Consider the following 25,708-nt stretch of genomic DNA (forward strand, 5'->3'; position numbering starts at 1 on the left):
ACGGCGTGCACTGCCACGCACGGTGTCATGGCCCTTGACCGGCTCGTTGACCCGTCGTCAAAAGGGCAACACTCGCCAAAGCGAGCCCGTTCGCAGCAGGGTGCTGTCGTCCCGTGAAGCCTGACATCGAGCCTGCCCTGACTGGATCCAGCCCCTGCCGGCGACGCAAGCGGACGCACACGGCTTGCATGAGCACAACCTGCTTCGAAGCGGAGCAACACAGCGCGGGACCGCCGGTTGGCCAAACTGGCGTCGGGGATCGAGCGCCATCGCATCCCAGGCGAACCTGGGAAAGAGGTCGGCCCGCATCAGGCTGGCCTGCACATCGACATCGGCCTCGGTGCGCGATGCATGGGAGACACTGATGAGCTGCAGGGCGCTCGGTGCAGCCCTACACGCATACCGGCGGGGGGGCCTTGAAGTAGCAGGCGCCGTCGACGGCCGGCCGCCAGGTCTGTCGGCGCCAAGTGCCGTCGGCGAGGCAGCGGCCGACCCGGCCCATGGTGATGGTGGTGAAGGTCAGCGCATCATGTCGAGCCGATGGTTCGAGCGCCCTTTCTCATGGGCTCAAGGTCGCGACGCACTCCACATGATGCGTCATCGGAAAGGCATGAATCGGCACGGCACCTGATACGCCAAGCATGTACGCGATCGTCCACGCATCCGGCGAATCTCGTCACCCCGTGGGAGCCGCGCTCCGGCGATCTCGTCGTGAGCGAGGGGAACATAGCCGCACATCGCCGGTTAGCCAAACCGGTGTTCCTGCAGACGATTGTTGTCCAACGTCTGCCCGAGCACCACCGCGGATCGATCCATCGGCGAGAACTCACCACCGCTGCAGAGGCGGAATCCCTGCTCTCCGTTTGCGCGTCGTCCGTCGCCGGAGGTTCTTCTCCAGTACCCGTTTGGTGCTCCATACCGCCCGGAGATCCACCACACTTGCCCCCCGAACCGATAGCAGCTTCCACAAACCGTCAGCCGCGCAAGCAACAGGAGGGCGCGCCACCCTCCGTAGCCAGATGCACTGTCTCCGTCCAAGATGACAACCGTTCGTCTTTCCTGGCCAACGCCTGGTATTCGACGAGCGACCTCGCCGCCTGTCTGCACGTGGACACCTCGACTCTGCGGCGCTGGCGCACCGCTCGACCACCGCAGGGCCCGCCGTTCGTCTCCGTTTCGGAACGCGTCGTCCTGTACAGCGCGCTCGACGTGGAGGAATGGCTGCACAGCCGCCGGACCGTCCCGGGCCGAGAAGCCTGATGGCCGAGAAGGCCATTGTTCCGGTCGGTGTCCGACTCTCCACCGACATCGAATACCGGCCCGATCGCCCCCATCCCTACCGAGCGCGGGTCCGCTGGTTCGATCCCGCTACGAAGCGGCGCCTGTCCCTGTCGGAGGGAAAGGCGGACGAGGACGAGGCGCAGGAGTGGCTCCAGGACATCATCGAAGCCGCGCAGGCCGGACTGTCCCCATCGCTCGCCACCATGAAACTCGCCGAATACGGCGACGCGAACATGGATCTCGCCCTGCGCGGGCTGGAGTTGAAGACCCTCGACCCCTATCTCGCGGGTTGGCGGATGCGCGTGGTCCCTGCCCTGGGCCACCTCGCCGTACGGATGATCACCAACGGCATCGTCGACCGCACCGTGCAGAACTGGATCGTCGACGAACACAGCCGCTCCACGGTCAAGAACACCATCGCCGTCTTGGTCCGCGTCATGGAACAGGCAGTCCGCGACGGCATCATCAAAGTCAACCCCGCCCGCATCAGCGGCTGGCAGAAGCTCTACAAGCAGGCCGAGGACGAACTCCGCGACCCCCGGGCCCTCGCCCTGCCCGACTGGGACACGCTCGTCCAGCTGGCCGACGCACTCGTGGCCGCCTCCTACAACCACTACCGCGGCTGGGGCGACGTCGTCCTGTTCGCCGCGAGCACCGCTGCCCGGATCGGGGAAGCCTCCGGGTGCCGCGTCGGAGATATTGACACCAGCCAGTGGATCTGGACGGTACGGCGGCAGACCACGCCCGCGCCCGGCGGACTCACCGACAAGGGCACCAAGGGCAAGCGCGCCCGGAAGGTTCCCATCATCGAGGAGATCCGCCCGCTCATGGCCCAGCGTATCCTCTCCGCCGGCCCCGCCCCTGACGCACGTCTGTTCACCGGCCCACGCGGAGGACGCGTCTCCACCGCGGTCCTGCGCGACGCGACCCACTGGGACGAGGTCGTCACCCGCCTCGGCTACGAGCACCTGCGCCGCCACGATCTCCGCCACACCGGACTGACCTGGTTCGCGGACGCCGGAGTCCCCCTCCACGTACTGCGCAGGATCGCCGGCCACGGATCGCTGACGACCACTCAGCGCTACCTGCACCCGGACGTCCACAAGATCACGGCTGCCGGTGCGGCACTCTCCGCACACCTCAGCGTGCTGCGCGCCCCGCGCACGCTTCCCGCAACGACTGTCCTCACCCGCTGACACCGGTCAAGGACCACTGGTCCCCATCTGGTCCCCAAGAATGATCGAGGGGCGGTTTCGGATTCCTCCGAAACCGCCCCTCACCTGCGACTCCATAGAGTCGGGACGACAGGATTTGAACCTGCGACCCCTTGACCCCCAGTCAAGTGCGCTACCAAGCTGCGCCACGTCCCGATGCCGCCTGACCTGGGATTTCCCCTGGCCGAACGCGCATGGAAACAATAGCGCACTCGGGTCGATGGTCGCGCACTCCTTTATTCGTCCCCCGGCCCTTGACCTCAAGTTTGGTTGAGGTCGCACGATCGTCTCCATGACGACCACAGCCACGCACATCGACCCGTACGAGACACCCGACGCACACGACACACACGCATACGCCGAGCTGACCGGGCTCATGGGGCTGATGACCGGCGACGAGAAGCACGGGCCGGCGGCGACCTCCACCCTGGACGTTCTCTGGGTGCTCTACGACCGGGTCCTGCGGGTCGGCCCCGACCGGATGGCGGACCCCGAGCGCGACCGGTTCCTGCTGTCCAAGGGGCACGGGCCCATGGCGTACTACGCGGTACTCGCTGCCAAGGGCTTCCTGCCCGTGGCCTGGCTGCCGGGCTTCGGCTCGTACGACTCGCCGCTCGGTCACCACCCCGACCGGGTGCTGGTGCCCGGGGCCGAGATCGGCAGCGGCTCGCTGGGGCACGGTCTGCCGATCGCGGTCGGTACGGCGCTGGGGCTGCGCGCCCAGCGGCGCGGAGGGCCCGCGGTGTGGGTGCTGATCGGCGACGCCGAACTGGACGAGGGCAGCAACCACGAGGCGATCGCCTTCGCCGGTCCCGCCGGCCTCGAACGCCTGCACACAGTCGTCGTCGACAACTCGTCCGCCAGCCATGGCCGGCCCGGTGGCATCGCCGCCCGCTTCGAGGCCGCGGGCTGGTCCACGGCAACGGTCGACGGCCGTGACCACGAGGCCCTGTACACCGCGTTCACCACGCCGCATCCCGGCCGCCCGCACGCGGTCGTGGCGCGGGTCGAACCGAAGTCCGACTGACCCGCCCCTCCCCACTGTCTCGTCCCGTCCCGTCCTACTGATCTCACCGACCTGAAGGGATCCACACCCCATGGACACCATGCGCGACCGCTTCGCCCCTGTCCTGACCCGGCTGCTCGACGAGGATCCGCGCGTCGCCGTCGTACTCGCCGAGATCGGCGCAGCCCAGTTCGCTCGGACGCGGGCCCGGCATCCCGACCGGGTGATCAACGTGGGCATCCGGGAGCAGCTGCTGATCGGTGCGGGCGCGGGCCTGGCGCTCACCGGTATGCGCCCCGTCGTGCACACGTTCGCGAGCTTTCTCGTCGAGCGGCCCTTCGAGCAGGTCAAGCTCGATCTCGGGCACCAGGACGTCGGCGCGGTACTCGTGAGCGCCGTCGCCTCCTTCGACTGGCCCGCGGGCGGCTACACGCACATGGCACCCGGTGACGTGGCCCTTCTCGACACCCTGGACGGCTGGACCGTACACGTGCCGGGGCACCCCGACGAGGCCGAGACATTGCTGCGGCACGCGGTCGCCGCGGGTGACGACAAGGTGTACGTACGGCTGTCCGCGCAGTCGAACAGGGAGGGGCGCGCGGTCGACGGCCAACGGTTCCTCACCCTTCGTGAGGGCCGCTCCGGTGTCGTGATCGGCGTCGGGCCGATGCTCGACGCGGTGCTCGACGCCACGGAGGGGCTCGACGTCACCGTCCTGTACGCGACGACCGTACGGCCCTTCGACACGGCCACGCTGCGCCGGGCCACGGACGTCGCGGGCACGGACGTCGTCCTCGTCGAGCCGTACCTCGCGGGCACGTCGACAGCCGTCGTGAACGACGCGCTCAGCGATGTGCCCCACCGTGTCCTGGGCCTCGGCGTGGGCCGTCGCGAACTCCGCCGTTACGGGGACATCGAGGAGCACGTGGCCGCGCACGGGCTCGACGCACGGACGCTCCGGGAGCGGATCCAGGGGTTCGTGGCCTGAGCCCGCCGTTCGGGTTCAGCCGGCATCCGGCATCCCCAACTCCGGGTGGGCGTCGATCAGTCGGGGCGGGGCCGCCTGGCGCCAGGAGTCGGCGAGGATGTCGCGCAGTTCGCCCTCGTCCTCCAGCGCGGCCAGGCGCACTCTCACCCAGGCGAAGCCCGCCTCGTGGTCAGCGATCCAGAACTTCTCCGGTTCGGCCAGGACCAGTTCGTCGCGCTCGTCCTTCGGGCAGCGCACGGCGATGGAGGTCTCCTCCTCGGGCAGCGTGGCAAACATCTTCCCCGCAACCCGGAACGTGGGCATGCTCCAGGCGATCTTCTCCGTCGTGTCCGGCAGGGAGAGGGAGATACGGCGTACGTCTTCGGCTTCCGGCATGCAACGCACCGTAGCCAATGCCACTGACAATCACCCGCGCTCACCGCGCATTCCCCGGCGAGAGCGCCCGCTCTCCTGCGCCGAGAGGTACGGCTACGCCTGCGCGGCCGTGCCGAGCGCATCCAACACCGGGCGGATCAGCGGGTGTTCCTCCGCTCCCCTGCGGACGGCCGCGAAGACCCTCCGGGTGGGTGCGACCCCGTCGACCGGGCACACGACCACGCCCGTCAGGTCCATGCCGCGCAGCGCCGAACGCGGTACGAGGGCCACGCCGGCGTCAGCCGAGGCGAGGGCCACGACCGCGCGGAAGTCGTCCGAGGAGTGTTCGAGGCGGGGCCGGAAACCGGCGTTCTCGCAGGCCAGGACGACCACCTCGTGGCAGGGATTGCCGGGGTACGGCCCGATCCACGGGTCCTTGGCCAGTTCGGCGAGCGGCACCTCGTGGGCGTCGGCGAGACGGTGGGTGACCGGGACGACCGCGTCGAAGGGTTCGGCGTAGAGGGGGACGTGGGTGAGACGGGGGTCGTCGGCGGGCGGCGCTCCCCGGTACTCGACGGCCACGGCGACGTCGACCTGCCGGTCCAGCACCATCGGCAGGCTGGCGTCACCCTCGGCGTCCTGGACGCGGACACGGATGCCGGGGGCGGTCTCGGCGAGGCGGGCCAGGGCGGGGGCGACGACCAGCGCGATGCCGGTCGCGAAGGCGGCGACGGTGACCGTGCCGGCGGCGCCCGAGTCGTACGCGGCCAGCTCGGCCTCGGCCCGCTCCAGCTGGGCGAGGACCACGTTGGTGTGCGTCAGCAGGATCTCGCCGGCCGGGGTCAGTCGTACACCCCTGGCGCCGCGCTCGACGAGCCGGTGGCCGGTCTCCTGCTCCAGGGCCGTGAGCTGCTGGGAGACGGCGGAGGGGGTGAGGTAGAGCGCGGCGGCAGCCGCTGTCACCGTGCGATGGTCGGCCACCGCACGCAGGATGTGGAGCCGCCGCGCTTCGATCATGCGATCGATTATCCAGTACGTCCGGGACGGTACGGTCAGCCCTCCAGCTCCGCCCGGGCCGCGACGAAGGCGTCGACAGCACGGTTCACGTCCTCGGCGGAGTGCCCGGCCGACAGCTGGACACGGATCCGGGCCTGCCCCTGCGGCACGACCGGGTACGAGAAGCCGATCACGTACACACCGCGCTCCAGCAGCAGCTCTGCCAGCCGACCGGCCTTCGTGGCGTCACCGATCATCACGGGCGCGATGGCGTGGTCGCCGGGGAGGATGTCGAAGCCCTCCTGGGTCATCCGGCGGCGGAACAGGGCGGTGTTCTCGGCGAGCCGGATCCGCAGGTCGTCCGCCGACTCCAGCAGGTCGAGCACCTTCAACGAGGCGGCGGCGATCACCGGGGCAAGCGTGTTCGAGAACAGGTACGGCCGTGAGCGCTGCCGCAGGAGAGCAACGATCTCGGCGCGCGCGGCCACGTAACCCCCGGACGCACCGCCCAGTGCCTTGCCCAGCGTGCCGGTGACGATGTCCACGCGGTCCATGACGCCGTGCAGCTCGGGGGTGCCCCGACCACCGGGACCGACGAAGCCGACGGCGTGCGAGTCGTCGACCATGACCATGGCGTCGTGGCGGTCGGCGAGGTCGCAGATCTCGCGCAGCGGGGCCACGTAGCCGTCCATGGAGAACACGCCGTCGGTGACGATCAGCTTCCGGCGCGCGCCGCCCTCCTCGGCCTCCTTCAACTGCCGTTCCAGATCGGCCATGTCACGGTTGGCGTACCGGAAGCGGCGCGCCTTGGACAGGCGGATGCCGTCGATGATCGAGGCGTGGTTGAGGGCGTCGGAGATCACCGCGTCCTCGGCGTCGAGAAGGGTTTCGAAGATGCCTCCGTTGGCGTCGAAGCAGGAGGAGTAGAGGATCGTGTCCTCCTGGCCGAGGAACGCCGACAGCCGCGCCTCCAGCTCCTTGTGCACCTCCTGCGTACCGCAGATGAACCGTACGGAGGCCATGCCGTAGCCCCAGCGGTCGAGCGCCTCGTGGGCGGCGGCGACGACCTCGGGGTGGTCGGCGAGGCCGAGGTAGTTGTTGGCGCAGAAGTTGAGCACCTCGCCGGGGCGCCCGCCCGCGGTGACGGAGACGGTCGCGGACTGCGGACTGCCGATGACTCGCTCGGGCTTGTGCAGACCGGCGGCGCGGATCTCGTCGAGGGTGGCGCGCAGGTCGTCGCGCACGGAGTCGAACATGACAGAAGCTCCTGAAGATGTAAGGGAGTTACGTGGACCAGTCGAGGATGACCTTGCCGCCCCGGCCGCTTGCCGCGTCCGCGAACGCGGCCTCGTGGTCGCGATGGTCGTAGCGGCCGGTGATGACCGGGGCGAGGTCGAGGCCGCCCTCGAGCAGCACCGACATCGCGTACCAGGTCTCGAACATCTCACGACCGTAGATCCCCTTGATCGTGATCATGGAGGTGACGATCCGGGACCAGTCGACCGGAAACTCCTCCGAGGGCAGGCCGAGCATGGCGATCCGTCCGCCGTGCGTCATGTTGGCGATCATGTCGCGCAGGGCCTCGGGGCGGCCTGACATCTCCAGGCCGATGTCGAAGCCCTCGCGCAGACCGAGGGTGCGCTGGCCGTCGGCGACGGTCGCGCCGGAGACGTTCAGCGCCAGGCTCGCGCCGATCTTGCGCGCCAGTTCGAGCCGTTCCTCGCTGACGTCGGTGACGACCACGTTCCGCGCCCCGGCGTGCCGGGCCACCGCCGCCGCCATCAGCCCGATCGGGCCGGCCCCCGTGATCAGGACGTCCTCGCCCACCAGCGGGAAGGACAGGGCGGTGTGCACGGCGTTGCCGAACGGGTCGAAGATCGCCGCCACGTCGAGGTCGACGGGCACGCGGTGCACCCACACGTTGGCGGCGGGCAACGCGACGTACTCGGCGAAGGCCCCGTCCCGCCCGACGCCGAGCCCCACCGTGGCCCGGCACAGATGGCGGCGCCCGGCGAGGCAGTTGCGGCACCGGCCGCACACCAGGTGCCCCTCGCCGCTGACCCGGTCGCCGACGCCGATGTCGGAGACATCGCGTCCCATCCCGACGACCTCGCCGACGAACTCGTGCCCGACCACGAGCGGCGTACGGATCGCCTGCCGCGCCCAGCCGTCCCAGGCCCGGATGTGCAGATCGGTGCCGCAGATCCCGGTTCTGAGCACCTTGATCAGTACGTCACCGGGGCCGACGGCCGGTTCCGGTACGTCCGCGAGCCACAGCCCGGGCTCCGCCTTCTCCTTGACCAGCGCCTTCAACGCAGCGGCTCCTGTTGGTGAGACCCCGGATGAGGGCACGCCGAAGGAGCGAGCCCGTGCCGGGGAGAATGGTGACGTCGACGGCAAGACCGACGAGAACGCGAACCTGAGAACGCGAGACGCAATCTGCCGTACGGCGACTCCCCGGTCCATCGAGGTTTTCTTAAGCGCTGCCGCAGCTTTCCTTCACGCCCTCCCTATGGGGGACCGCACGTCGGCTGGCATATCCCCATTGGCCGGAAGAACCACAACAGCCGCACACGTGTTGATCCGACCGGAACGATCAGCCGTATCCCTTCTGAGAAGCCGCGCGAACAGACATGTGAACCGACTGACCCGACTGAACCGACACCCGCGCCCCGCCAGGGGCCGTCCAAGGAGTCAGGAACCTGTCATGCCCGCACCGCACTTGGCGCTTCCGCCCAACGACCGGGTCCTGTCTCTGTTCACCGGCTGGACCCGGGCGCACTGGGAGGCGCTCGCAGACCGGCAGCTGGAGGCGCTGGTCCCCCATGCGACGCCGGGTCTCGCGCAGTACCGGCTGCCTGGCCGGAACTCCTCCGCGGGCGTGGTGTCGGACGGACTCGAGGGCTTCGCAAGGTCATTTCTGCTGGCCTCCTTCCGGATCGCGGGAGCCGCGGGCGAGGTGGATCACCGTCTCGTGGAACGCTACGCGCAGGGTCTGACAACGGGCACGAACCGTGACAGCGGCGAGGCCTGGCCCGAGCTCACCGACTGTTCCCAGCCGATGAACGAGGCGGCCTCGATCGCCATCGGGCTGCACGAGACCCGGCCGTGGATCTGGGACCGGCTCGACGTGGACGTTCAGGAGCGGATCGTCGACTGGCTGTGGGGTTTCGTGGGCCGCCGCACCCGGGACGACAGCGGGCGGCTGTGCCAGGTCGTCGCCGAGCAGTTCCTGGCCTCCGTCGGGGCGCCGCACCGCCAGGAGGACATCGACGGCGGCCTGGACCGGATCGACGACTGGTATGTCGGCGGCGGCTGGTACAGCGACGGGGACGGCCGTACGTTCGACTACCACGTCGGCTGGGCGCTGCACCTCTACCCGCTGCTGTGGTGCCGGATGACAGGCGGCGAGGACGGCGGACGTGGTCGGGTCCACCGGCGCCGGCTCGCCCAGTTCCTCACCTCCTACCCGCACTTCTTCGGGGCGGACGGCGCCCCCGTCCACCAGGGCCGCTCCCTGACGTACCGTTTCGCCGCGACCGCTCCCGTCTGGCTGGGCGCGCTGGCGGAGTGCACTCCCCTGACGCCGGGGCTGACCCGGCGGCTGGCCTCGGGCGCGGTGGCGCACTTCGTGGAGCGCGGGGTGCCCGACGAGCGCGGGCTGCTGCCGCTGGGCTGGTACGGAACGTTCCTGCCGGCGACCCAGGCGTCCTCGGGGCCCGGCTCGCCGTACTGGTCGAGCATGGCCTTCCTGGGCCTGCTGCTGCCCCCGGAGCACCCGGTGTGGACCGCCCCCGAACGCCCGCTGCCCATCGAGGAGTCGGACCAGTACACGGCGTTGCCGGGACCGGGCTGGCTGCTGCACGGCACCCGGCACGACGGCATCGTGCGGCTCGTCAACCACGGCAGCGACCACAACCCGATGGAGGGACCCGCCACGGACGATCCGCACTACGCCAAGTTCGGCTACTCGACGGCCACCGCGCCGGAGACGAGTTCGGTGGCCTGGGAGCGGAACGTGGACGGCCACCTGGCGCTCCTCGCCCCCGACGGCACGGCGTCGCGCCGGCGCAGAATCCTTCCTCTGCACTGCTCGGGACGGGTCGCCGCCTCCCGGTACGAAGCCGAACTCCCCGGTGTCGAAGGGGAGTTCCGGGTCGAGTCGACGAGCTTGCTGCACGGCTCCTGGGAGATCCGCGTGCACCGTGTCCAGACACCGGCCGACGCGGCGGTCCGCGAGGGCGGCTACGCGGTGGCCGACACCGCCCTGCCCGAGGCCGAGCGGGGTGACGGCTGGGCCCTGACCCGTACCGGCTCCGGGCTGACCAGCGTGGTCGTCGCACTGCACGGCTGGGACGAGGCGACAGGCGTGGCCCGCGCCGTCGACGCGAACGCCTTCGGCCCGCACTCTGCGACGCCCTACCTCCAACGCGCGGCCGAATCCCCGGGGGCGACCAGGCTGTTCGTGACCCTGGTCGCGCTGACCCGGGACGCCGTGCATCCGCAGGCCCTGCGCGAGGCGGTGTCGTGCGCGGTGACGGAGGAGGGTCGCGCCCTGATCATGTTCCCGGACGGGGAGACGGTCTCCGTGTGACGGAGACGTACTCCCACAGAACCAAGCCCCCCGAACAAGGCTCCCTCAGAGGAGGCCCTCCCCCGGCACGAGCTGCCCGACCAGTTCCGACGCCATGGCCTTGATGGTCTCCAGCCCCTCCCTCCCCCACGGGCGCGGCTCGAAGTCGGCGACGCACACCGTGCCCAGCGCCATGCCCGCGGTGTCGATGAGCGGCGCGCCCAGGTACGAGTGGATGCCGAACTCGTCGACGACCGGGTTGCCCGCGAATCGCGGATAGTCCCGGACGTCCTCCAGGACGAGCGCCTTGCGCCGGACCACCACATGCGGGCAGAACCCGTGATCGCGCGGCAGCCGGCGGCCCACACGGGGTTTCACCTCGTCGGAGTCGGCACCGGCATCTCCCTGTGCGGGAGTGTCGGCGGCACCCGGGACATGGAGCCCGGCGAAGAACTGCCGCTCCTCGCCGATGAAGTTGACCATCGCGTACGGCGCGCCGACCAGCTCCGCGAGGCGGTCCGCGAAGGCGTCGAGGACAGGCTCGGCCCGTTCCCCGAGGCCCAGTCCGCGCAGCCGTCGGGTGCGGGCCGGCGCCTCGTTGTCCTCGGGGGTCAGCAGCAGACGACCGGCCGGGCGTGGCGGGTCGTAGCTCATGGGCGGGCTCCCTCACTGTGGGCGCTGGGTGCGGGCGCGGGCGCGTGGGCGAGCAGATGGCGTACGAGAGTGAGCAGGGTCTGCACTCCCGAACTGGAGATACGGGCGTCGCAGCGCACGATCGGGATGTCGGGGTCGAGGTCGATCGCGGCGCGCACCTCCTCGGGGTCGTAGCGGTACGAGCCGTCGAACTCGTTGATCGCGACGATGAAACCGAGGCCGCGCTGCTCGAAGAAGTCGACGGCCGCGAAACAGTCCTCCAATCGCCGGGTGTCGGCGAGGATCACCGCGCCGAGCGCGCCCTCGGAGAGTTCGTCCCACATGAACCAGAACCGCTCCTGTCCGGGCGTTCCGAACAGATAGAGGACGTGTTGCGGGTCCAGGGTGATGCGGCCGAAGTCCATCGCCACGGTGGTCTCGACCTTGTTCTCGATGCCTTCGAGACTGTCGGTCGAGGCACTCACCGTGGTGAGCAGTTCCTCCGTGCTGAGCGGCGCGATCTCGCTCACCGCGCCGACCAGGGTCGTCTTGCCGACTCCGAACCCTCCCGCCACCAGGATCTTCAAGGCGGTGGGAAAGGGGTCAGAGCTGTCGTCGTAGTCCATCGAGCACTGCCTCCAGAAGAGACCGGTCAGTGGGGTTGTGGTAGAACTCGGGCGGTTTCGTGGTGAGTGCCCCGCAGTCGACGAGGTCGGACAGCAACACCTTGGTGACCGCTGCCGGCAACTTCAGTTGGGCGGCCATCTCGGCGACCGAGACGGGCACCCGGCACAGGTCGAGCGCCTGTGCGTGTTCGGGGCCGAGGTAGCCGAGAGGGGTGGCTCCGGTGGTCATCACCTGGGACATGAGGTCGAGGGCGGTGGACGGCCGGGTCCGTCCGTTGCTGACGGTGTAGGGGCGCACGAGCCGTCCGGCCGCGTCGTCGAGCCAGGGCCCGTCGCCGGCCGCCGTCACGCTCAAGGCCTCATCGCCGTCGGTTCGACGGCGGACTGCCGGGGCGCGGTCATCAGGTAGGGGCGGACGCTCTTGACCAGCATCGCCATCTCGTAACCGAGCACCGCGGCATCGGCCTCCCGGCCCGCCAGCACGGCGAGACAGGTGCCGGAGCCCGCGGTGGTGACGAACAGCAGGGTCGAGTCGAGTTCGACGACGACCTGCCGGACCTCACCGCCGTCCCCGAACCGGACGCCCGCGCTGCGTCCGAGGGAGTAGAGACCGGAGGCCAGGGCGGCCATGTGGTCGGCGCTGTCCGGGTCGAGTCCGTGGACGGACTTGACGAGTCCGTCGCAGGACAGGAGTACCGCGCTCGTGGTGTGCGGTACGCGCTGGACGAGGCCGCTCATCAGCCAGTCGAGATCGGATACATGGCCGGTCGGCACATCGCTCGCCATGGTGGATCGACTCCTTGGGGTACGAAGGTCTGCGGGAGCGCTGGGGGTGGGGGCAGGGCTGGTGCTGCGGGGGGTGGTGCTGTGGGGGAGGGTCATCCGGCCGGTGCGCTCCCGTCGTGCCGGGCAGTGAGGTCCAGGTCGTGTCCGGGCGCGCGCCGTCGGTGCGCCTCGGATATCGGGGACGCGTCCGAGGGCGGTACGTCCATGGACTCCAGGGGGGATGCGGCGGCATCGGTGCGGCCCGCGTCCGGGGCCGACGGGGACGGGCCGGGTCCGGTCGGCCGCGTGGAGACCCGCTCCACGGACACCGGCTCCAGCGGCACGGCCTCCGACGCGGCCGTGTAGGTGGGTTCCGCGTATGTGGGTTCCGAGGGCGCCGGTTGTCCGGCGGGCACCTCGGTGCGCGCCCGCTCCCCGTACTGCGCCTCGTACTCCCTTTCCATCGCCGCCAGGGCCGGGTCCGTGTAGTCCGCCTCCAGTTGGCGCGCCTCGGCGAGTCCGATGCCGCGCTGGAAGGCGGCCATGAGGCCGGGGTCGTGCTCGACGTGTTCGCTCTCCGGGCGGGGAGCCGCCGGGCCGCCGCGCAGTTGGGGCGCGATGTGTTCCTGGGCGCGGCGGCGGGGCAGCTGGGGCTTGCCCATGGTGCCGCGCACGGCGCTGCTGCGGGGGGCGGGCGGCACGGACGCGTTGTCCGCGACGGTCCGCCGGTCGTCGGAGCGGATGCCGGGCATCGCCTCGGCGGGGTTGGGGCGCTCCGGGCGCGCGCCGCGTACGGGCAGCGGTGCCGGGCCCCGGCCGTTCGGTACCGGTGCGGCGGGCGGGGGCGCTTCCGGCCGCCGTCTCGTCGAGCCGCCGGGCTGGGTGCCGGGCATCGAGGGCCGTCCCTCGTGACCGGCGGCCGACGGACGCTGCCGGGGCGGCTCGGCCACCCTTCGCATGCCCCCGGTCTCCTGAATCCGGGCCTGGGCCTGGGGCTGAGCCGGCGTATGGGGCCGCGGCTGCGGTACGACCCCGGGGGCGCCCGGTCCCGTGTCCATGCCCAGCAGCCCCTGCGGCACGACTAGTACGGCCTGCACGCCGCCGTAGATGTTGGTCTGGAGGCGGACGTGGATGCCGTGCCGACGGGCGAGCTGGGAGACCACGAAGAGTCCGATGCGGCCGTCCTGGAGCAGGCTGGCGACATTGACCTGGTCGGGGTCGGTGAGCAGCGCGTTCATCTTGTGCTGTTCACCGACGGGCATGCCGAGGCCGCGGTCCTCGACCTCGACGGCGAGTCCCGAGGTCACGAGGTTGGCACGCAGCAGTACCTGGGTGTGCGGGGCGGAGAACAACGTGGCGTTCTCGACGAGTTCGGCGAGCAGGTGGATGACGTCGGCGACCGCGTGTCCGCGCAGGGTGCCGTCGATCGGGGGCACGAGCTTGACCCGCGAGTACTGCTCGACCTCCGCGATGGCCGAGCGGAGCACCTCCGTCATGGAGACCGGGTTGCTCCACTGGCGGCGGGAGACGGCGCCGCCGAGGACGGCGAGGTTCTCGGCGTGCCGGCGGATGCGGGTGGCGAGGTGGTCGACGTGGAAGAGGCCCTTGAGCAGGTCGGGGTCCTCGATCTCGTGTTCCAGCTCGTCGAGGATGGAGATCTCGCGGTGCACGAGCGACTGAAGGCGCCGGGCGAGGTTGACGAAGACCTCGACCTTCTGTTCGCTGCCCGCCTGGCTGGAGAGCTGCGACGCCTGGACGACCGCGGTGACGGCACCGTCGTGGGCGCGGGCGAGGTCGGCGCCGAGGAGCTCGAAGTCGTCGGCGTCGGCAGCCGGTTCACCGCGCGGCCTGCGGGCCGGCAGTGCGTCGCCGTGTCGCAGCGCCTCGACGAGGGCGCGCAGGTCCGCTTCGCTGCGGGCGCTGGTCTGGCGCAGGGCGCCGAGGCGCTCGCCCACGGATCTGGCGGTGCGGTCGGCGGCCACCAGCGCGATCACGATGCCACCGAGGGCGACGCCGACCGCCCCGGCGAGCACGGCGAACAGGGTGAGGGTGGGCCGCACCCCGCCGGAGCGGACAAGGAACAGGACGGCGGCGCAGGCGCTGAGGGCGACCGCGAGCGGCGGCAGCACGGCGAGCCGCATGAGCTGGGGCCGTATGTGGGTCTCGGGCAGTGAGGGGACGGTACGGGCGACCGGCCGACCGTGCCGCCCGCCCTCACGGCGGTCTGCGCGGGGTGCCGGTGCTCGGAGGTGAGACATCTTCGTCCTCGTACTGGTGCGTCGGGACCTGGGGATCGCGCGTCTGCGCGACTCGGGCGTGCGCCATCGCGGTGCCGGTCGGGAGCCGAAGAAAACGGCCCTGTGTCGTCCGGCGGCAACTCACAGTAGTCGGCAACGCATCAGGTGCGGTGGGCAGTTGACAAACTCCCCCACACAGCGTCCCGCTCTGCTATGAGACCTCGCACGGCAGACCGATAAGCCCTTCGGACGTACGTTCCCCTGCTCCATCGAATCGATCAGAGCTGGTCGGAACCGTTCACGAACAGACGGCGAGGGCCGGGGAGTCAGCTGCTCCCCGGCCCTCGCCGTTCGTACGGTTGTCCGTTCGTCGTCCGTTTTCGCCCGTCGCCGTCAGCCCGCGGAAACCGTCTTCGGCTCTCCGCTGCCGTCGGCAGTACCCCCCTGAATGTCACCGGCCGTGTCGGCCAGCGCATCGTCCACATCAGCCGTACGAGTGACATCTGCCGTACGAGAGGCAGCAGCAGCCCCGTCGGCGCCGACCGTCGGCCACCCACCCTCAGGGAGCACGGCCACCCCCCGCCACCAGGGCTCCGAGGGAACGGTCTCGGCGGTGGGTTCGAAAGGCTCACCCGGGTGCGGCAGCCCGATCCGCGCGCCCGCCTTGCGGGCAGCCTCGATCGTGCCCTCGCCGGGATCCGACCAGGCGTGCGCCGCCAGATTGAAGGTGCCCCAGTGGATCGGCAGCATCAGACCGTCGGCCGCGCCGCCCTGGAGGTCGAGGTGGGCACGCATGCCTTCCTCCGGGGTCATGTGGATGTCGGGCCAGAACTCGCTGTAGGCCCCGATCTGGATCATCGTGGCGTCGAACGGGCCGTGGTCGGCGCCGATGTCCCGGAAGCCCTCGAAGTACCCGGTGTCGCCGCTGTGGTAAACACGGTGCTCCTCACCGGCGACGACCCAGGAGGCCCACAGGGTGTGCTGGGTGTTGCGCAGGCCGCGGCCACAGAAGTGGCGGGCCGGGGTGGCGGTCAGGGTGAGGCCGCCGACCTTCGTCGCCTCGTGCCAGTCCAGCTCGCGCAGGCGGTCGGCCGAGACGCCCCAGCGCTCCAGGTGGGCGCCGACCCCGAGCGGCACGGCGAACAACGTGTCCGTGCCGGCCAGCGCCTTGATCGTGGGCATGTCGAGGTGGTCGTAGTGGTCGTGCGAGATGACGACGACGTCGACCGGGCCGAGCGCAGCCAGCGGCAGGGGCACCGGATGCAGCCGCTTGGGACCGGCGAAGGCGAACGGCGAACAGCGCTCGCCCCAGACCGGGTCGAAGAGCACGCGCTGTCCGTCGATCTCGGTGAGCACGCTGGAGTGGCCCATCCAGGTCAGCCGGAGACCGCTGACCGGGGGCTTGGCGAGGTCGGCGAGCGTCGTGGCGTGCACCGGCACCGTGCCGGCCGGGGCGCGGCGGACCCGGTCCTCCTTGCGCAGGGAAGACTTGGCGAACTCGAGCATGGCGCCGTCGGGCCGGGGGGTACCCGGTGGATTCTGGAAGACACCGTCCGCGAAGTGCGGCGATCTGCGGATCCGCGCCAGGCGCTCCCCACTCGCGTCCGCACCGAAGGCCTCGGGCCGCAGTGCGCGCAGCCTGGAGTTCGGAGAGGGGAATCCGGTCACGGTACCTCCAGGAAAAGTCGGTCAGACATTCCATTATGGTCGCCCCCTTCGACACTCCGGTGCCGTGTGGGTGTCGGCCGGGGTTTTCCAAGGAAAGACCAAAGTTCCGCAGGGCGAAACGGCGCCCAAATGCGACGGAAAGCCATGATATGAGCACGTGCGGTACATACGGCGGGCGAGCGCGGGGCGGCCGGATCGCGGCCGCACGTAACTGAACCGTGAGTCAGTATATTGCCCGCATGGCAACCCCCCACGGCACTCCACTGCTCTCCCTCACCTGGACCGACCACCTCACCGGCCGCCAGGGCTTCCTCGTCGTGGACAGGCTGGTGCGGGGCGTGTCCAGCGGCGGGCTGCGGATGCGCGAGGGCTGCACCCTGGACGAGGTCGCCGGACTGGCTCGGGGCATGACCATGAAAGAGGCCCTGCACTACAACCCCGAGGGCCGCTACATCCCCCTGGGCGGCGCCAAGGGCGGCGTCGACTGCGACCCCCGGGACCCGGCGGCGTACGGCGTGCTGGTGCGCTACCTGCGCGCGATGCGGCCGTACGTCGAGAGCGTCTGGACCACGGGCGAGGACCTGGGCCTCACCCAGGACCTCGTCGACCGGGCTGCGACCGAGGCCGGGCTCGTGTCGTCGATCCAGGCCGTCTATCCGCTGCTGGACGACGAGCTCGCGGCCCGGGAGCGGCTCGCGGACGCTTTCACGGTCGAGGTGGACGGCATCGGGCTCGACGAGCTGGTCGGCGGCTGCGGGGTCGCGGAATCCGTGCTCGTGGCACTCGACCGGGCCCAGGTGCCGTACGCGGGGACCCGGGTCGCCGTACAGGGGCTCGGCACGATGGGCGGGGCCACTGCACGCTTCCTCACGCGCGCGGGACTCACGGTGGTGGCCGTCGCCGACATCAAGGGCACGATCGCCAACCCGGCGGGCCTCGACGTCGAGGCGCTGCTCGCGGCCCGGGACACGTACGGCACCGTGGACCGCGCGGTGCTGCGCCCCGACGACCGCGAACTGCCGGGCGAGGCCTGGCTGTCCGCGAAGGCGGAGGTACTGGTGCCGGCGGCGGTCTCGTACACCGTCGACCCCGGGAACCAGCAGGTGATCACCGCGCGTTGGATCGTCGAGGCCGCCAACATGCCTGTACTGCCGGAGGCCGAGGAGCTGCTCGCCGAGCGCGGCATCGTCGTACTGCCGGACGTGGTCGTCAACTCCGGGACGAACGCCTGGTGGTGGTGGACGCTGTTCGGGGACATCGGCGCCGACGCGGAAGAGGCTTTCGCGTACACCCGGCGCTCGATGCGCGCCCTGATCGACCAGGTTCTCTCGCGCGCGGAGGCCGACGGGACGACGCCGCGGGCGGCGGCGCACGCGATCGTCGGGGACCGGCTGCCGGTGATCGCGGAGCGGTTCGGGTGGTACCGGTGACGGTGTCCGGTAGCGGCCAGATTGACGGGGCTGCCCCGACATCGTGTCCGGCGACGGATTAGTGTGGCCGGGTGGCAAGGGTGCGGTTGAGCGTGGCCGAGCGGCGCGAGGACTTGTTGCGGGCCGCCATCGAGCAGATCGAGGCGCGGGGCGTGGCAGCGGTCAGGATCGCCGACGTGGCCGCCGTCCTCGGGGTGAGCAACGCGCTGGTGCTGTACCACTTCTCGACCAAGGAGAAGCTGGTCGCCGCCGCGTTCCGGTACGCGGCGGAGGCCGATCTCACCCACCTGGGCAAGCTTCTCGGGCGCCGATCCCCGGCACTTCGCAGGCTTCGGTCCGCCGTGCGCTGGTATGCGCCTACCGGTCAGGCCAAGGGCTGGCGGCTGTGGATCGAGGGGTGGGCGGTGTCCCTGCGCGACCCGGCGCTGCGGGAGGTCGCCGGCGACCTGGACCGGCGCTGGAAGGCGGCGATCACCGAGGTCATCGCGGAGGGGGTGGCCGCGGGCGAGTTCGAGTGCCCAGACCCCCCGGGCACGGCCCTGCGGCTCACGGCGCTGCTGGATGGGCTGGCCGTCCAGCTGACGGCGTACGACGGGGTGTCGCGGACACGGGCCGAGCAGTGGGTCGACGCTGCGCTGGCCGGCGAACTGGGGCTTGAGCAGGCGGCGTTGACATCAGGCAGGTGAGTCGGTGCGGGCGCCGGACCTGGGGGTTGCCGCCCCCAGACCCCCGCTTCGGCCTGAACGGCCTCGACCTCAAACGCCGGACGGGCTGAGATGGCCTGGACCGGCATGGAAAACCGCCGAACACTGCACCCCCGCATCCGCCACCCACACCCCGAGCCCTACACCGGTCACTTCACGCAACCCACTCGATCCGGCTCTTGATCTCGTCCGGCGACAGATGCCCTTTTGCCGTCACCTCGTCCCCCGACGACTCTCCCCTCAGCCGCCGCCCGATCCACGGGACCAGGTATTCGCGGGCCCAGTGGACGTCGTCGCGGCGGATCTCCAAGGCGCCTCGGGGCGGCAACACGGGCCAGGGCTGGTCCGGGTCGGCCGGGATTTCCAGGCCGAGGACCTGGCCCGCGCGCAGCGCCACGCGCGTGTGGCCCTCCGCGGAGAGGTGCAGCCGGTCGCCGTCCCAGGCCCGGCGGTCCTGGATGGTCTTCAGAGACCACAGGTCGAGGACGGGGCAGCCGTACCGGTCGGCGATGGCCCGCAGATGTCCGTTGTACGTGGCGATCTTGCCGCGCATGTGCTTCAGGACGGGGACGTTGCGGGTGTCGAACCCGGTCGTCACCATCACCGTGCCGACCGCCGAGGTAAGGCCGATCACCGCTCGTTCGAAGCGTTCGGCGACCTCGTCCGGGTCGCTGCCGGGCCGGATTATGTCATTGCCGCCCGCGCAGAAGGAGACCAGGTCCGGCGCCTGCTCCCTGGCGCGTGGAAGCTGCTCGGCCACGATCTGGTCGAGCAGCCTCCCGCGTACCGCGAGGTTCGTGTAGTCGAAGTCGCCCTCGGGTCGCCGGTCCGCGAGCAGTACCGCGAACCGGTCGGCCCAGCCGACGAACGCCCCGTCGGGGCCGGGGTCGCCGACGCCTTCGGTGAAGCTGTCCCCCACCGCCACGTACGACCCGATCACCGCTCTGCTGTCATTCTTCGAATCGTCTGCCACAACAGAGCATGATTCACCTTCCGATGTGAGCTACGCGACCGTAGGAAGGGGTTGACTCGCGGTGAGATAAGCCACTCGTCAAGTATTGGTCAACCCGGAATAACAGGAAGACGCAGCTCACGGACGCTGAAGTCGGTGATCCGGAAGTGGCTCCACGTCGTACGGAAGGCGAAGTGCCCAGCCGTGTACGGGTCCGGGTCGCTGTAGTCGAAGACGAGCCGCCCGTTGTTCCACCAGCGGACCGTCGAACCGGCCGAGACGATCCGCACCCGATACGGCTCGTTCGGGACGAGCAGCGGTTCCGCGTAGTCGTAGATCAAGGGGCGCACACCGGCCTCGCCGACGTAACGGCGCAGCCGGGTCGTGGTGTTGGTGTTGGCGCCGTAGCCGACGTAGTACGTCCTGAGGTAGTCGTACTCCGCGAGGGCGCCGCTGCGCCGGGTGGCGAAGAGGTCGTCCGGGGAGCGTACGTCGACGGCGTTCCAGAAGTTGTTCAGGTCGGAGACCCGGTCGTTCACCCCGCCCGCCGAGACCGGTGTCGCCGTGTACTCGATGACATACGGGCCCTGCAGCCTGCGCTTGAACCAGATGGTCGCGCCGCTCGGTACATCGACCTCCAGGACGCCTCGGGCCGCCGTGACGTTGCCGCCGTCCTGGAGTTCGAGGGCCCACTGGCCGAGCCCGTGCCGGAAGTCGTCGCGAGCGATGAGGCGTCCGCACGTGGCGGCACCGGCGCTCGTGGCCGGGGCGAGCGCGGTGAGCGCCGCGCCCGCCGCCAGGACTCCGAAGGTTCTGCGAGTGGTCGTCACGAGGCGGCTCCTTGAGGGAGAAAGCGCTTGCACAGTTAGGGAGTTCACTATCACACCCGCACACGCACACGTGAACGCGCCGAAGGCCGGACCCGGGAATCGGGGTCCGGCCTTCGGCGGATGTCCTGGCTGAGCGTGCGCCTCAGCCGACGGCGACGCCCTTCGAGCGGAGGTACGCGACCGGGTCCACGTCGGAGCCGTAGTCCGGGGTGGTGCGGATCTCGAAGTGCAGGTGCGGTCCGGTCACGTTGCCGGTGGCACCGGAGAGGCCGATCTGCTGACCCTCGGTCACGGTCTGGCCGGCCGAGACGGAGAGCTGGGAGAGGTGGCCGTACTGGGCGTAGTAGCCGTCGGCGAGCTGGATGACGACCTGGTTGCCGTACGCACCGCCCCAACCCGCGGAAACGACCGTGCCGGCGCCGACAGCCTTGAGGGAGGTGCCGGTCGGGACGACGAAGTCGACGCCCGTGTGGTAGCCGCTGGACCACATGCTGCCCGCCACGTGGTACCCGGTGCCGATCGTGGCGCCGGCCACCGGGAGGGTGAAGCCGCCGGAACTGCCGGTGTCGGCGGCCTCGGTCGTTGTCGAGGTCTGGGCCGTCGCGCTCTCGGTGACCGGCTGGGACGATGTCGCCGTCTGCGTGGAATTCGAAGAGGACGAAGAGGACGAAGAGGACGAGGAAGGCGAGGAGGTGGACGCGGTCGACGCGGCCTTCTTGCCGATCGTCAGCTTCAGACCGGGGTGGATCAGGCTCGGGTCGGCGCCGATGGCGGTGTGGTTGTCCGAGTAGAGCTTCTTCCAGCCGCCGCTGACGCTCTGCTCCTGCGCGATCTTCGAGAGGTAGTCGCCTGCCTGGACCGAATAGGTCCTGACGCCCGCCTTCCTCGCGGCCCTTTCCGTCTTCGCGGAAACGGCTTCGGCCGTTACCGACTTGGCCGTTACGGACTTGGCCATTTCCGAAAGCGACGACACGGACTGAACCGTGGACTCCGCCGTGGCCGCGTGGGCACCGGTGGCTCCCAGCAACGGCAGAGCGAGAGCCGCTCCACCGGTTCCGGCGACGGCTATCGAGCGGGTGAATCGCTGGGACTTCGGACGGCGGTGCTTACCCTTCGCGGGCATGGCGAATTCCTTCTCCGGCGCCTGCGAGGTGAGCTGTCGGGTGCGGACTGGAGATGTCCGGCCACGCCTGAACGTGACTTAACCCCAAGCCTGTTCCGGAGACCGGAGCAGGCGTTCTACCTGTGGGTCCCCCGCTCCTGCCGTTCTCGGGTGTTCGAGGCGGGATCCGGGCGGCGGCAGGATTGGGCGTCCGTCCGGATTGGGGGCGAACGTAAGCGACCAAGACGCACGGAAACAAGCCTCGGGTTCCCTGTGTACGGGTTTCCTGTGATCCTCCCCAGAATTCCCGGTCACCGTCCGTGAATTCTGGATCTTTCCGTCCCGCGAACTCCCTTAAAACACGCCGAAATTACGTGAACATGACGGCGACACACGGTCACGAATATGACGCTGCTCACTAGCCCGATTCACAGCAACCCTTATTCCCAAGCGAGTTGGAACAAATACCCCATAAGGAGCAGAAGCATCAGATGCGACGAAGTCGGAAAACTGCCGCATCGAGGTCACCCTTCAGTCCGGTTCGCAAGCCGCTGTGCAACAACACGGCACCTCGATGAACTTCGCCCGTTTCGCGGCATTCGTACTCAGCTGCAGGGTCGAGTCCGCGCAGCCGCAGCGCCGGAACCGGCTCGCCGTGGTGCTGCGCCTGGAGCCAGGCGAGGACGACGCTCTCGCCCGCCAGCACGTACTGCACCGCGCTCAGTCCACCGGCCGGGCGCCGCAGCCGGTAGAGGTCGCCGCGCTGCACGACGGGCCGGATCTCCTTGTAGAGCTCCACCCACTCCCCGGCCTCGGTCAGCTCCTCCTCCGCCCACCGGGTGAGGTCCCCGCCGACGCCGAGCACCCCGGCCATCGCGCTCACGAAACGGAACCGCAACGAGCTGACCCGGCCGTTGAGCTGGGTGTTCGGGCTGTCCGTGACCCACGCCGCCATGACCCGCGCCGGATGGATCTGACTGAAGCCCTCCTGGATAGCGAGTCGGTCCAGCGGGTCGGTGTTGTCGGAGGTCCACACCTGGTCCGTACGGGCGAGGACACCGAGGTCGATCCGGCCGCCGCCGCCCGAGCAGGACTCGAAGGCGACATCGGGGTGCGCCGCCCGCAGGCGGTCCAGCAGGGTGTACAGCCCGTGCACATGGTCGACCCACAGACGCTGCGGGTAGTCCTCACCGGGCCAGCCGGCGTCGGTGAAGCAGCGGTTGAAGTCCCACTTCACGTAGTCGATGGGAGCACTGGAGAGCAGCCCGTCGAGCTGCTCCCAGAGGTACTGCCGGACATCCTCGCGGGCGAGGTTCAGTACGAGCTGATTGCGGAATTCCGTCCGCTTTCGTCCCGACTGGAACTGCACCCAGTCGGGGTGCGCGCGGTAGAGGTCACTGTCCGGGTTGACCATCTCGGGCTCGACCCAGATGCCGAACTGCATCCCCAGGGCGTGCACGTAGTCAGCGAGCGGTTTGACGCCCGCCGGGAAGCGGTCCGGGTTGGGCGTCCAGTCGCCGAGGCCGGCCCGGTCGCTGGTGCGGGCCCCGAACCAGCCGTCGTCCACGACGAACAGCTCGACGCCGATCGCGGCGGCCCGCCGGGCCAGCGTCCCCTGCTGCTCCTCGGAGATGTCGAACTCCGTGGCCTCCCAGGAGTTGTAGAGCACGGGCCGATCCCGGTCCGCGTCCGGCACGACGAACGCGCGCTGGTACGCGTGCCACGCCCGGCTCGCCCCGCCGTGCCCCAAGTCGGTCCACAGTCCCGCGAAGACGGGCGTGGTGAAGGACTCGCCCGCCGCCAGGCACAGCAGGCCCGAGTCGTCGTATCCGGCGCCGCCGGTGATCTGCACGCGCGCGTCCGGCAACTGGGCGACGGCGATCCGCCACGACCCCGACCACCCGAGCGCGCACGCGTACACCTCGCCGTGCTCCTCGGTCGCGTCGGTGTCGAGCGCCATCCAGGGCAGGTGCTGGTGCCCGGTGTGACCTCGCCGGCTGCCGATGACCTTCTCACCGTAGGTGAGGTCCGTCCTCACGAGCTGGGACTCGGCGGCCCAGCGTCCGTGCAGTTGGGAGAGACGCCAGCCGTCGCGCTCGGGGAGCGTCCAGGTGGCGGAGTCCGCGCGGAGCAGCTCCAGCGGGCCGGTCGGGTCGGACGCGTCATGGGTGAGGGTCGCCCAGCGCTCGACCACGTCGTGGCGCATCCGGTAGTGGAGCGTGATCGCCAGCCCGGCGTCACGGAACCGCAGCCGCAGTTCGTCCCCCTCGTCGCCGCGCTCGCTCTCGTACGCCTCGAAGCGCCACTCGGTGCCCCGGCGCTCGTCGGTCCGCACGGACAGCGCGGGCCGTACGAAGCGGGGGCCGCCCTCGACCGGGTACTCCTCGCGACCGTCGAGCGGAGACTCGAAGGGCCAGTAGTCCGGCAAGGGCCGGACGGCGAGCGCCTCCGCGTCGGCGAGGGCGATCCGCGGGCCCCAGTGCAGATGCAGCAGTTCGTCGTCCTCGGTGAGATGGACGGCGTAACTGCTCGTGGGCCCCGAGAGAAGCCACGTACGACCGGTTCCGGCAATTTCCAGCATCATGTCCCCACAGATCCGAACAGGCACGCTCAAGCATCAACATCATCAGCGCCACGGCGCCCGACGGCAACGCCTGTGGAAAACTCATTGGCCTGTTCACCCATGTCGTATCGTCGAAGCGCGCCCGTCGACGAGCAGCGTCCACGGGGCGGTGTGGGAGGGGAGCCCTCGTGACGCAGCAGGTCCCGTCGACCGAGCCCGAGCTGGGCGGCGTACGCAACTTCCGTGACGTGGGCGGACTGCCGACCGTTGACGGCCGGCGTGTGGCGCCCGGCCGGTTGTTCCGCAGTGGGCATCTCGCCCACGCGACCGACGAGGACGCGGCGTTTCTCGGCTCCCTGGGGCTGCACACGATCTTCGACTTCCGCAACTCGGCGGACATCAAGCTGGAGGGGCCGGACGTCGAGCTGCCGGGCGTGCGCAACCTGAACATCCCGCTGTCCGACCCGGCGCACGGGGCGGAGTTCTGGAAGATGGTCCGGGACGGCGATCTCGACGAACTGCGCAGTCTCCTGGCCGACGGCAAGGGCGAGCAGCGGATGATCAACTCCTACCGCGAGATCGTCAGGGACCGTACGGCCGAGCACTCCCGGATGCTCCACGCGCTGGCCGAGGACAGTGTCCCGGCCCTGATGCACTGCGCGGCCGGCAAGGACCGCGCGGGCCTGTCCATCGCGGTGACGCTGCTCGCCGTCGGGGTGGAGCGGGACGCCATCGTGGCCGACTACATGGAGTCGAACGCGCAGCACCGCCGCTACAAGGTTCGCCGCAACGGCACCGCGGCCCAGGCGTACAGCCCCGAGGTCCTGGAGCTGCTCAACCCGCTCTTCGGCACCCGCCCCGAATATCTGACGGCGGCCATGGAGACGGTCGAGGAGACCTGGGGCAGCGTCGACAGCTATCTGGAGCAGGGGCTGAGCGTCACCCCCGAGATGCGGGAGCGACTGCGGGAGCGCTTCCTCGACTGAGGCCGAACCCGCTCGTCCGTGACCGCTACTGCTTCGCGCCCACCTCGAACAGCAGGTAGATGAACGCGGCGAAGAGGTGCCCGACCGCGATGTAGATGATCAGCCGGACCCACAGGGCCCGTGGGAACTTGTCCTCCATGTTGGTCATGGCGTCACTCCAGTGGTCGGGCCGAGGCAGAGGCCGGCGGTGGGGCTCTGCAGCAGGGTGTGGACGAAGAGCAGGTCGGTGCCGTCGCGGCCGTCGGCGGCGAGGCGGTGCGGGGTCAGCGAGTCGAAGTGCGCGCTGTCGCCGGGTGCGAGGACGTGTGCGGTGTCCCCGAGGCGCAGCCGCAGCCGCCCCTTGAGGACGTACAGCCACTCCTCGCCGGGGTGGACGCGCACGATGTCGCCCTGCGCCCCGTGCGGCACATGGACGCGCAGGGACTGCATCCCGCGTCCGGACGCACCGGCCTGCCAGTAGGACCAGCCGCCCGCAGCCGTCGGCTCCATGTCGGCGGCGCGTACGATCGCGTCCCGGTCGGCGACGGTCTCACCGAGCAGTTCGGAGACCGTCGTACCGTAAATACGGGCGAGCCCGAGCAACATCGGCAGGGAAGGCTGGCGCTGCCCGGTCTCCAGCCGGGACAGGTGGGCGGGCGACAGCCCGGCGGCCCGGGCCGCGGCCTCCAGGGTGAGGGAGGCCTGGCGGCGCAGCGCCCGGAGCTGCGGTGCGACGGCGGGCAGGTCCTCGACCGGCCTGCCTTCTTCGGGAAGGCTCATGCCCTCCATTCAGCCGCACCCTTACCTCCAAGGCAAATCCC

Annotated in this window: 24 protein-coding genes, 1 tRNA gene and 1 riboswitch; of the genes, 8 read left to right on the forward strand and 17 right to left on the reverse strand. The window is 70.2% G+C overall.

Going from position 1 to position 25,708, the window contains the following annotated elements:
- The first annotated feature begins 1,107 nt into the window (after positions 1–1,107).
- Together OG734_RS06005 and OG734_RS06010 are read left to right on the forward strand one after the other, a co-directional pair.
- Positions 1,108–1,260, forward strand: coding sequence for a hypothetical protein (locus OG734_RS06005; RefSeq protein ID WP_330286415.1), 153 nt, complete (start codon positions 1,108–1,110; stop codon positions 1,258–1,260).
- Complete coding sequence (locus tag OG734_RS06010; protein WP_330286416.1) at positions 1,260–2,477, forward strand: tyrosine-type recombinase/integrase; 1,218 nt, start codon at positions 1,260–1,262, stop codon at positions 2,475–2,477. The genes OG734_RS06005 and OG734_RS06010 overlap by 1 nt, the downstream gene beginning before the upstream one ends.
- 100 nt (positions 2,478–2,577) lie before the next feature.
- On the opposite strand, the gene OG734_RS06015 is transcribed toward OG734_RS06010, so the two are convergent.
- Positions 2,578–2,651, reverse strand: a tRNA-Pro gene (locus OG734_RS06015).
- A gap of 136 nt (positions 2,652–2,787) precedes the next feature.
- Between OG734_RS06015 and OG734_RS06020 the strand changes: the two genes are divergently transcribed.
- Together OG734_RS06020 and OG734_RS06025 are read left to right on the forward strand one after the other, a co-directional pair.
- A complete protein-coding gene (locus OG734_RS06020) occupies positions 2,788–3,522 on the forward strand; it encodes a transketolase (RefSeq protein ID WP_330286417.1) in 735 nt (244 codons plus the stop codon).
- Positions 3,523–3,592: 70 nt separating this feature from the next.
- Complete coding sequence (locus tag OG734_RS06025) at positions 3,593–4,489, forward strand: transketolase family protein (RefSeq protein WP_330286418.1); 897 nt, start codon at positions 3,593–3,595, stop codon at positions 4,487–4,489.
- Positions 4,490–4,504: 15 nt separating this feature from the next.
- On the opposite strand, the gene OG734_RS06030 is transcribed toward OG734_RS06025, so the two are convergent.
- The 4 genes from OG734_RS06030 to tdh form a co-directional block, all read right to left on the reverse strand.
- Complete coding sequence (locus OG734_RS06030; protein WP_330286419.1) at positions 4,505–4,864, reverse strand: MmcQ/YjbR family DNA-binding protein; 360 nt, start codon at positions 4,862–4,864, stop codon at positions 4,505–4,507.
- Between the two features lie 93 nt (positions 4,865–4,957).
- Positions 4,958–5,860, reverse strand: coding sequence for a LysR family transcriptional regulator (locus OG734_RS06035; RefSeq protein WP_330286420.1), 903 nt, complete (start codon positions 5,858–5,860; stop codon positions 4,958–4,960).
- 35 nt (positions 5,861–5,895) lie between these two features.
- On the reverse strand, positions 5,896–7,095 hold the full coding sequence (locus OG734_RS06040) for a glycine C-acetyltransferase (protein ID WP_330286421.1): 1,200 nt from the start codon (positions 7,093–7,095) through the stop codon (positions 5,896–5,898).
- Between the two features lie 28 nt (positions 7,096–7,123).
- Entirely contained in the window at positions 7,124–8,152 is a 1,029-nt protein-coding gene (gene tdh / locus OG734_RS06045; RefSeq protein ID WP_330286422.1) for an L-threonine 3-dehydrogenase, read from the reverse strand.
- Positions 8,153–8,546: 394 nt separating this feature from the next.
- On the opposite strand from tdh, the gene OG734_RS06050 reads away from it, so the two are divergent.
- Entirely contained in the window at positions 8,547–10,433 is a 1,887-nt protein-coding gene (locus tag OG734_RS06050) for a DUF2264 domain-containing protein (protein WP_330286423.1), read from the forward strand.
- A gap of 45 nt (positions 10,434–10,478) precedes the next feature.
- On the opposite strand, the gene OG734_RS06055 is transcribed toward OG734_RS06050, so the two are convergent.
- The 6 genes from OG734_RS06055 to OG734_RS06080 form a co-directional block, all read right to left on the reverse strand.
- On the reverse strand, positions 10,479–11,066 hold the full coding sequence (locus tag OG734_RS06055; RefSeq protein WP_330286424.1) for a GAF domain-containing protein: 588 nt from the start codon (positions 11,064–11,066) through the stop codon (positions 10,479–10,481).
- The gene (locus OG734_RS06060; protein WP_319201443.1) at positions 11,063–11,671 is read right to left on the reverse strand and encodes a GTP-binding protein; all 609 of its coding nucleotides are present in this window, start codon (positions 11,669–11,671) and stop codon (positions 11,063–11,065) included. The genes OG734_RS06055 and OG734_RS06060 overlap by 4 nt, the downstream gene beginning before the upstream one ends.
- Entirely contained in the window at positions 11,649–12,020 is a 372-nt protein-coding gene (locus OG734_RS06065; protein WP_330293578.1) for a DUF742 domain-containing protein, read from the reverse strand. The genes OG734_RS06060 and OG734_RS06065 overlap by 23 nt, the downstream gene beginning before the upstream one ends.
- Before the next feature lie 2 nt (positions 12,021–12,022).
- Positions 12,023–12,457 carry a roadblock/LC7 domain-containing protein gene (locus OG734_RS06070; RefSeq protein ID WP_189145958.1) on the reverse strand — a complete coding sequence of 145 codons (435 nt, stop codon included), beginning with the start codon at positions 12,455–12,457 and terminating at the stop codon, positions 12,023–12,025.
- A gap of 92 nt (positions 12,458–12,549) precedes the next feature.
- Positions 12,550–14,694: an ATP-binding protein gene (locus OG734_RS06075; RefSeq protein WP_330286425.1), complete on the reverse strand. Its 2,145-nt coding sequence runs from the start codon at positions 14,692–14,694 to the stop codon at positions 12,550–12,552.
- Positions 14,695–15,066: 372 nt separating this feature from the next.
- Positions 15,067–16,341 carry an MBL fold metallo-hydrolase gene (locus OG734_RS06080; protein ID WP_330286426.1) on the reverse strand — a complete coding sequence of 425 codons (1,275 nt, stop codon included), beginning with the start codon at positions 16,339–16,341 and terminating at the stop codon, positions 15,067–15,069.
- Between the two features lie 239 nt (positions 16,342–16,580).
- Between OG734_RS06080 and OG734_RS06085 the strand changes: the two genes are divergently transcribed.
- Together OG734_RS06085 and OG734_RS06090 are read left to right on the forward strand one after the other, a co-directional pair.
- A complete protein-coding gene (locus OG734_RS06085) occupies positions 16,581–17,771 on the forward strand; it encodes a glutamate dehydrogenase (RefSeq protein WP_330286427.1) in 1,191 nt (396 codons plus the stop codon).
- 71 nt (positions 17,772–17,842) lie between these two features.
- Positions 17,843–18,457 (forward strand): TetR/AcrR family transcriptional regulator, encoded by a 615-nt coding sequence (locus tag OG734_RS06090; RefSeq protein WP_330286428.1) that lies wholly within the window; start codon positions 17,843–17,845, stop codon positions 18,455–18,457.
- A gap of 172 nt (positions 18,458–18,629) precedes the next feature.
- Here the strand turns inward: OG734_RS06090 and OG734_RS06095 are convergent, their stop codons facing one another.
- The 4 genes from OG734_RS06095 to OG734_RS06110 all read right to left on the reverse strand — a co-directional run bounded on the left by OG734_RS06095 (position 18,630) and on the right by OG734_RS06110 (position 23,940).
- The gene (locus tag OG734_RS06095) at positions 18,630–19,415 is read right to left on the reverse strand and encodes an SGNH/GDSL hydrolase family protein (protein WP_330293579.1); all 786 of its coding nucleotides are present in this window, start codon (positions 19,413–19,415) and stop codon (positions 18,630–18,632) included.
- Between the two features lie 122 nt (positions 19,416–19,537).
- Entirely contained in the window at positions 19,538–20,257 is a 720-nt protein-coding gene (locus OG734_RS06100) for a DUF6250 domain-containing protein (RefSeq protein ID WP_330286429.1), read from the reverse strand.
- 142 nt (positions 20,258–20,399) lie between these two features.
- Positions 20,400–21,380, reverse strand: a complete 981-nt coding sequence (locus tag OG734_RS06105) for a M23 family metallopeptidase (protein WP_330286430.1) — start codon at positions 21,378–21,380, stop codon at positions 20,400–20,402.
- A gap of 3 nt (positions 21,381–21,383) precedes the next feature.
- A riboswitch (cyclic di-AMP (ydaO/yuaA leader) is annotated at positions 21,384–21,552 on the reverse strand.
- A gap of 294 nt (positions 21,553–21,846) precedes the next feature.
- Entirely contained in the window at positions 21,847–23,940 is a 2,094-nt protein-coding gene (locus OG734_RS06110) for an alpha-galactosidase (protein ID WP_330293580.1), read from the reverse strand.
- A 170-nt stretch (positions 23,941–24,110) separates the two neighbouring features.
- On the opposite strand from OG734_RS06110, the gene OG734_RS06115 reads away from it, so the two are divergent.
- Positions 24,111–24,908 carry a tyrosine-protein phosphatase gene (locus tag OG734_RS06115; RefSeq protein WP_330286431.1) on the forward strand — a complete coding sequence of 266 codons (798 nt, stop codon included), beginning with the start codon at positions 24,111–24,113 and terminating at the stop codon, positions 24,906–24,908.
- Positions 24,909–24,933: 25 nt separating this feature from the next.
- Here the strand turns inward: OG734_RS06115 and OG734_RS06120 are convergent, their stop codons facing one another.
- Together OG734_RS06120 and OG734_RS06125 are read right to left on the reverse strand one after the other, a co-directional pair.
- Positions 24,934–25,056 carry a DUF6126 family protein gene (locus OG734_RS06120; RefSeq protein ID WP_330286432.1) on the reverse strand — a complete coding sequence of 41 codons (123 nt, stop codon included), beginning with the start codon at positions 25,054–25,056 and terminating at the stop codon, positions 24,934–24,936.
- Positions 25,053–25,667: a helix-turn-helix domain-containing protein gene (locus OG734_RS06125; protein WP_330286433.1), complete on the reverse strand. Its 615-nt coding sequence runs from the start codon at positions 25,665–25,667 to the stop codon at positions 25,053–25,055. Before OG734_RS06125 ends, OG734_RS06120 begins: the two co-directional genes overlap by 4 nt.
- Between the last annotated feature and the right edge of the window lie 41 nt (positions 25,668–25,708).

The organism is Streptomyces sp. NBC_00576, assembly GCF_036345175.1.
GTDB lineage: Bacteria > Actinomycetota > Actinomycetes > Streptomycetales > Streptomycetaceae > Streptomyces.

Bases quoted from the DNA above. Each gene is read 5' to 3' on its own strand.
- OG734_RS06010 (WP_330286416.1), top strand. From the start codon at position 1,260: ATGGCCGAGAAGGCCATTGTTCCGGTCGGTGTCCGACTCTCCACCGAC.
- OG734_RS06020 (WP_330286417.1), top strand. From the start codon at position 2,788: ATGACGACCACAGCCACGCACATCGACCCGTACGAGACACCCGACGCA.
- OG734_RS06025 (WP_330286418.1), top strand. From the start codon at position 3,593: ATGGACACCATGCGCGACCGCTTCGCCCCTGTCCTGACCCGGCTGCTC.
- OG734_RS06030 (WP_330286419.1), bottom strand. From the start codon at position 4,864: ATGCCGGAAGCCGAAGACGTACGCCGTATCTCCCTCTCCCTGCCGGAC.
- OG734_RS06035 (WP_330286420.1), bottom strand. From the start codon at position 5,860: ATGATCGAAGCGCGGCGGCTCCACATCCTGCGTGCGGTGGCCGACCAT.
- OG734_RS06040 (WP_330286421.1), bottom strand. From the start codon at position 7,095: ATGTTCGACTCCGTGCGCGACGACCTGCGCGCCACCCTCGACGAGATC.
- OG734_RS06050 (WP_330286423.1), top strand. From the start codon at position 8,547: ATGCCCGCACCGCACTTGGCGCTTCCGCCCAACGACCGGGTCCTGTCT.
- OG734_RS06055 (WP_330286424.1), bottom strand. From the start codon at position 11,066: ATGAGCTACGACCCGCCACGCCCGGCCGGTCGTCTGCTGCTGACCCCC.
- OG734_RS06060 (WP_319201443.1), bottom strand. From the start codon at position 11,671: ATGGACTACGACGACAGCTCTGACCCCTTTCCCACCGCCTTGAAGATC.
- OG734_RS06070 (WP_189145958.1), bottom strand. From the start codon at position 12,457: ATGGCGAGCGATGTGCCGACCGGCCATGTATCCGATCTCGACTGGCTG.
- OG734_RS06075 (WP_330286425.1), bottom strand. From the start codon at position 14,694: ATGTCTCACCTCCGAGCACCGGCACCCCGCGCAGACCGCCGTGAGGGC.
- OG734_RS06085 (WP_330286427.1), top strand. From the start codon at position 16,581: ATGGCAACCCCCCACGGCACTCCACTGCTCTCCCTCACCTGGACCGAC.
- OG734_RS06105 (WP_330286430.1), bottom strand. From the start codon at position 21,380: ATGCCCGCGAAGGGTAAGCACCGCCGTCCGAAGTCCCAGCGATTCACC.
- OG734_RS06110 (WP_330293580.1), bottom strand. From the start codon at position 23,940: ATGCTGGAAATTGCCGGAACCGGTCGTACGTGGCTTCTCTCGGGGCCC.
- OG734_RS06120 (WP_330286432.1), bottom strand. From the start codon at position 25,056: ATGACCAACATGGAGGACAAGTTCCCACGGGCCCTGTGGGTCCGGCTG.
- OG734_RS06125 (WP_330286433.1), bottom strand. From the start codon at position 25,667: ATGAGCCTTCCCGAAGAAGGCAGGCCGGTCGAGGACCTGCCCGCCGTC.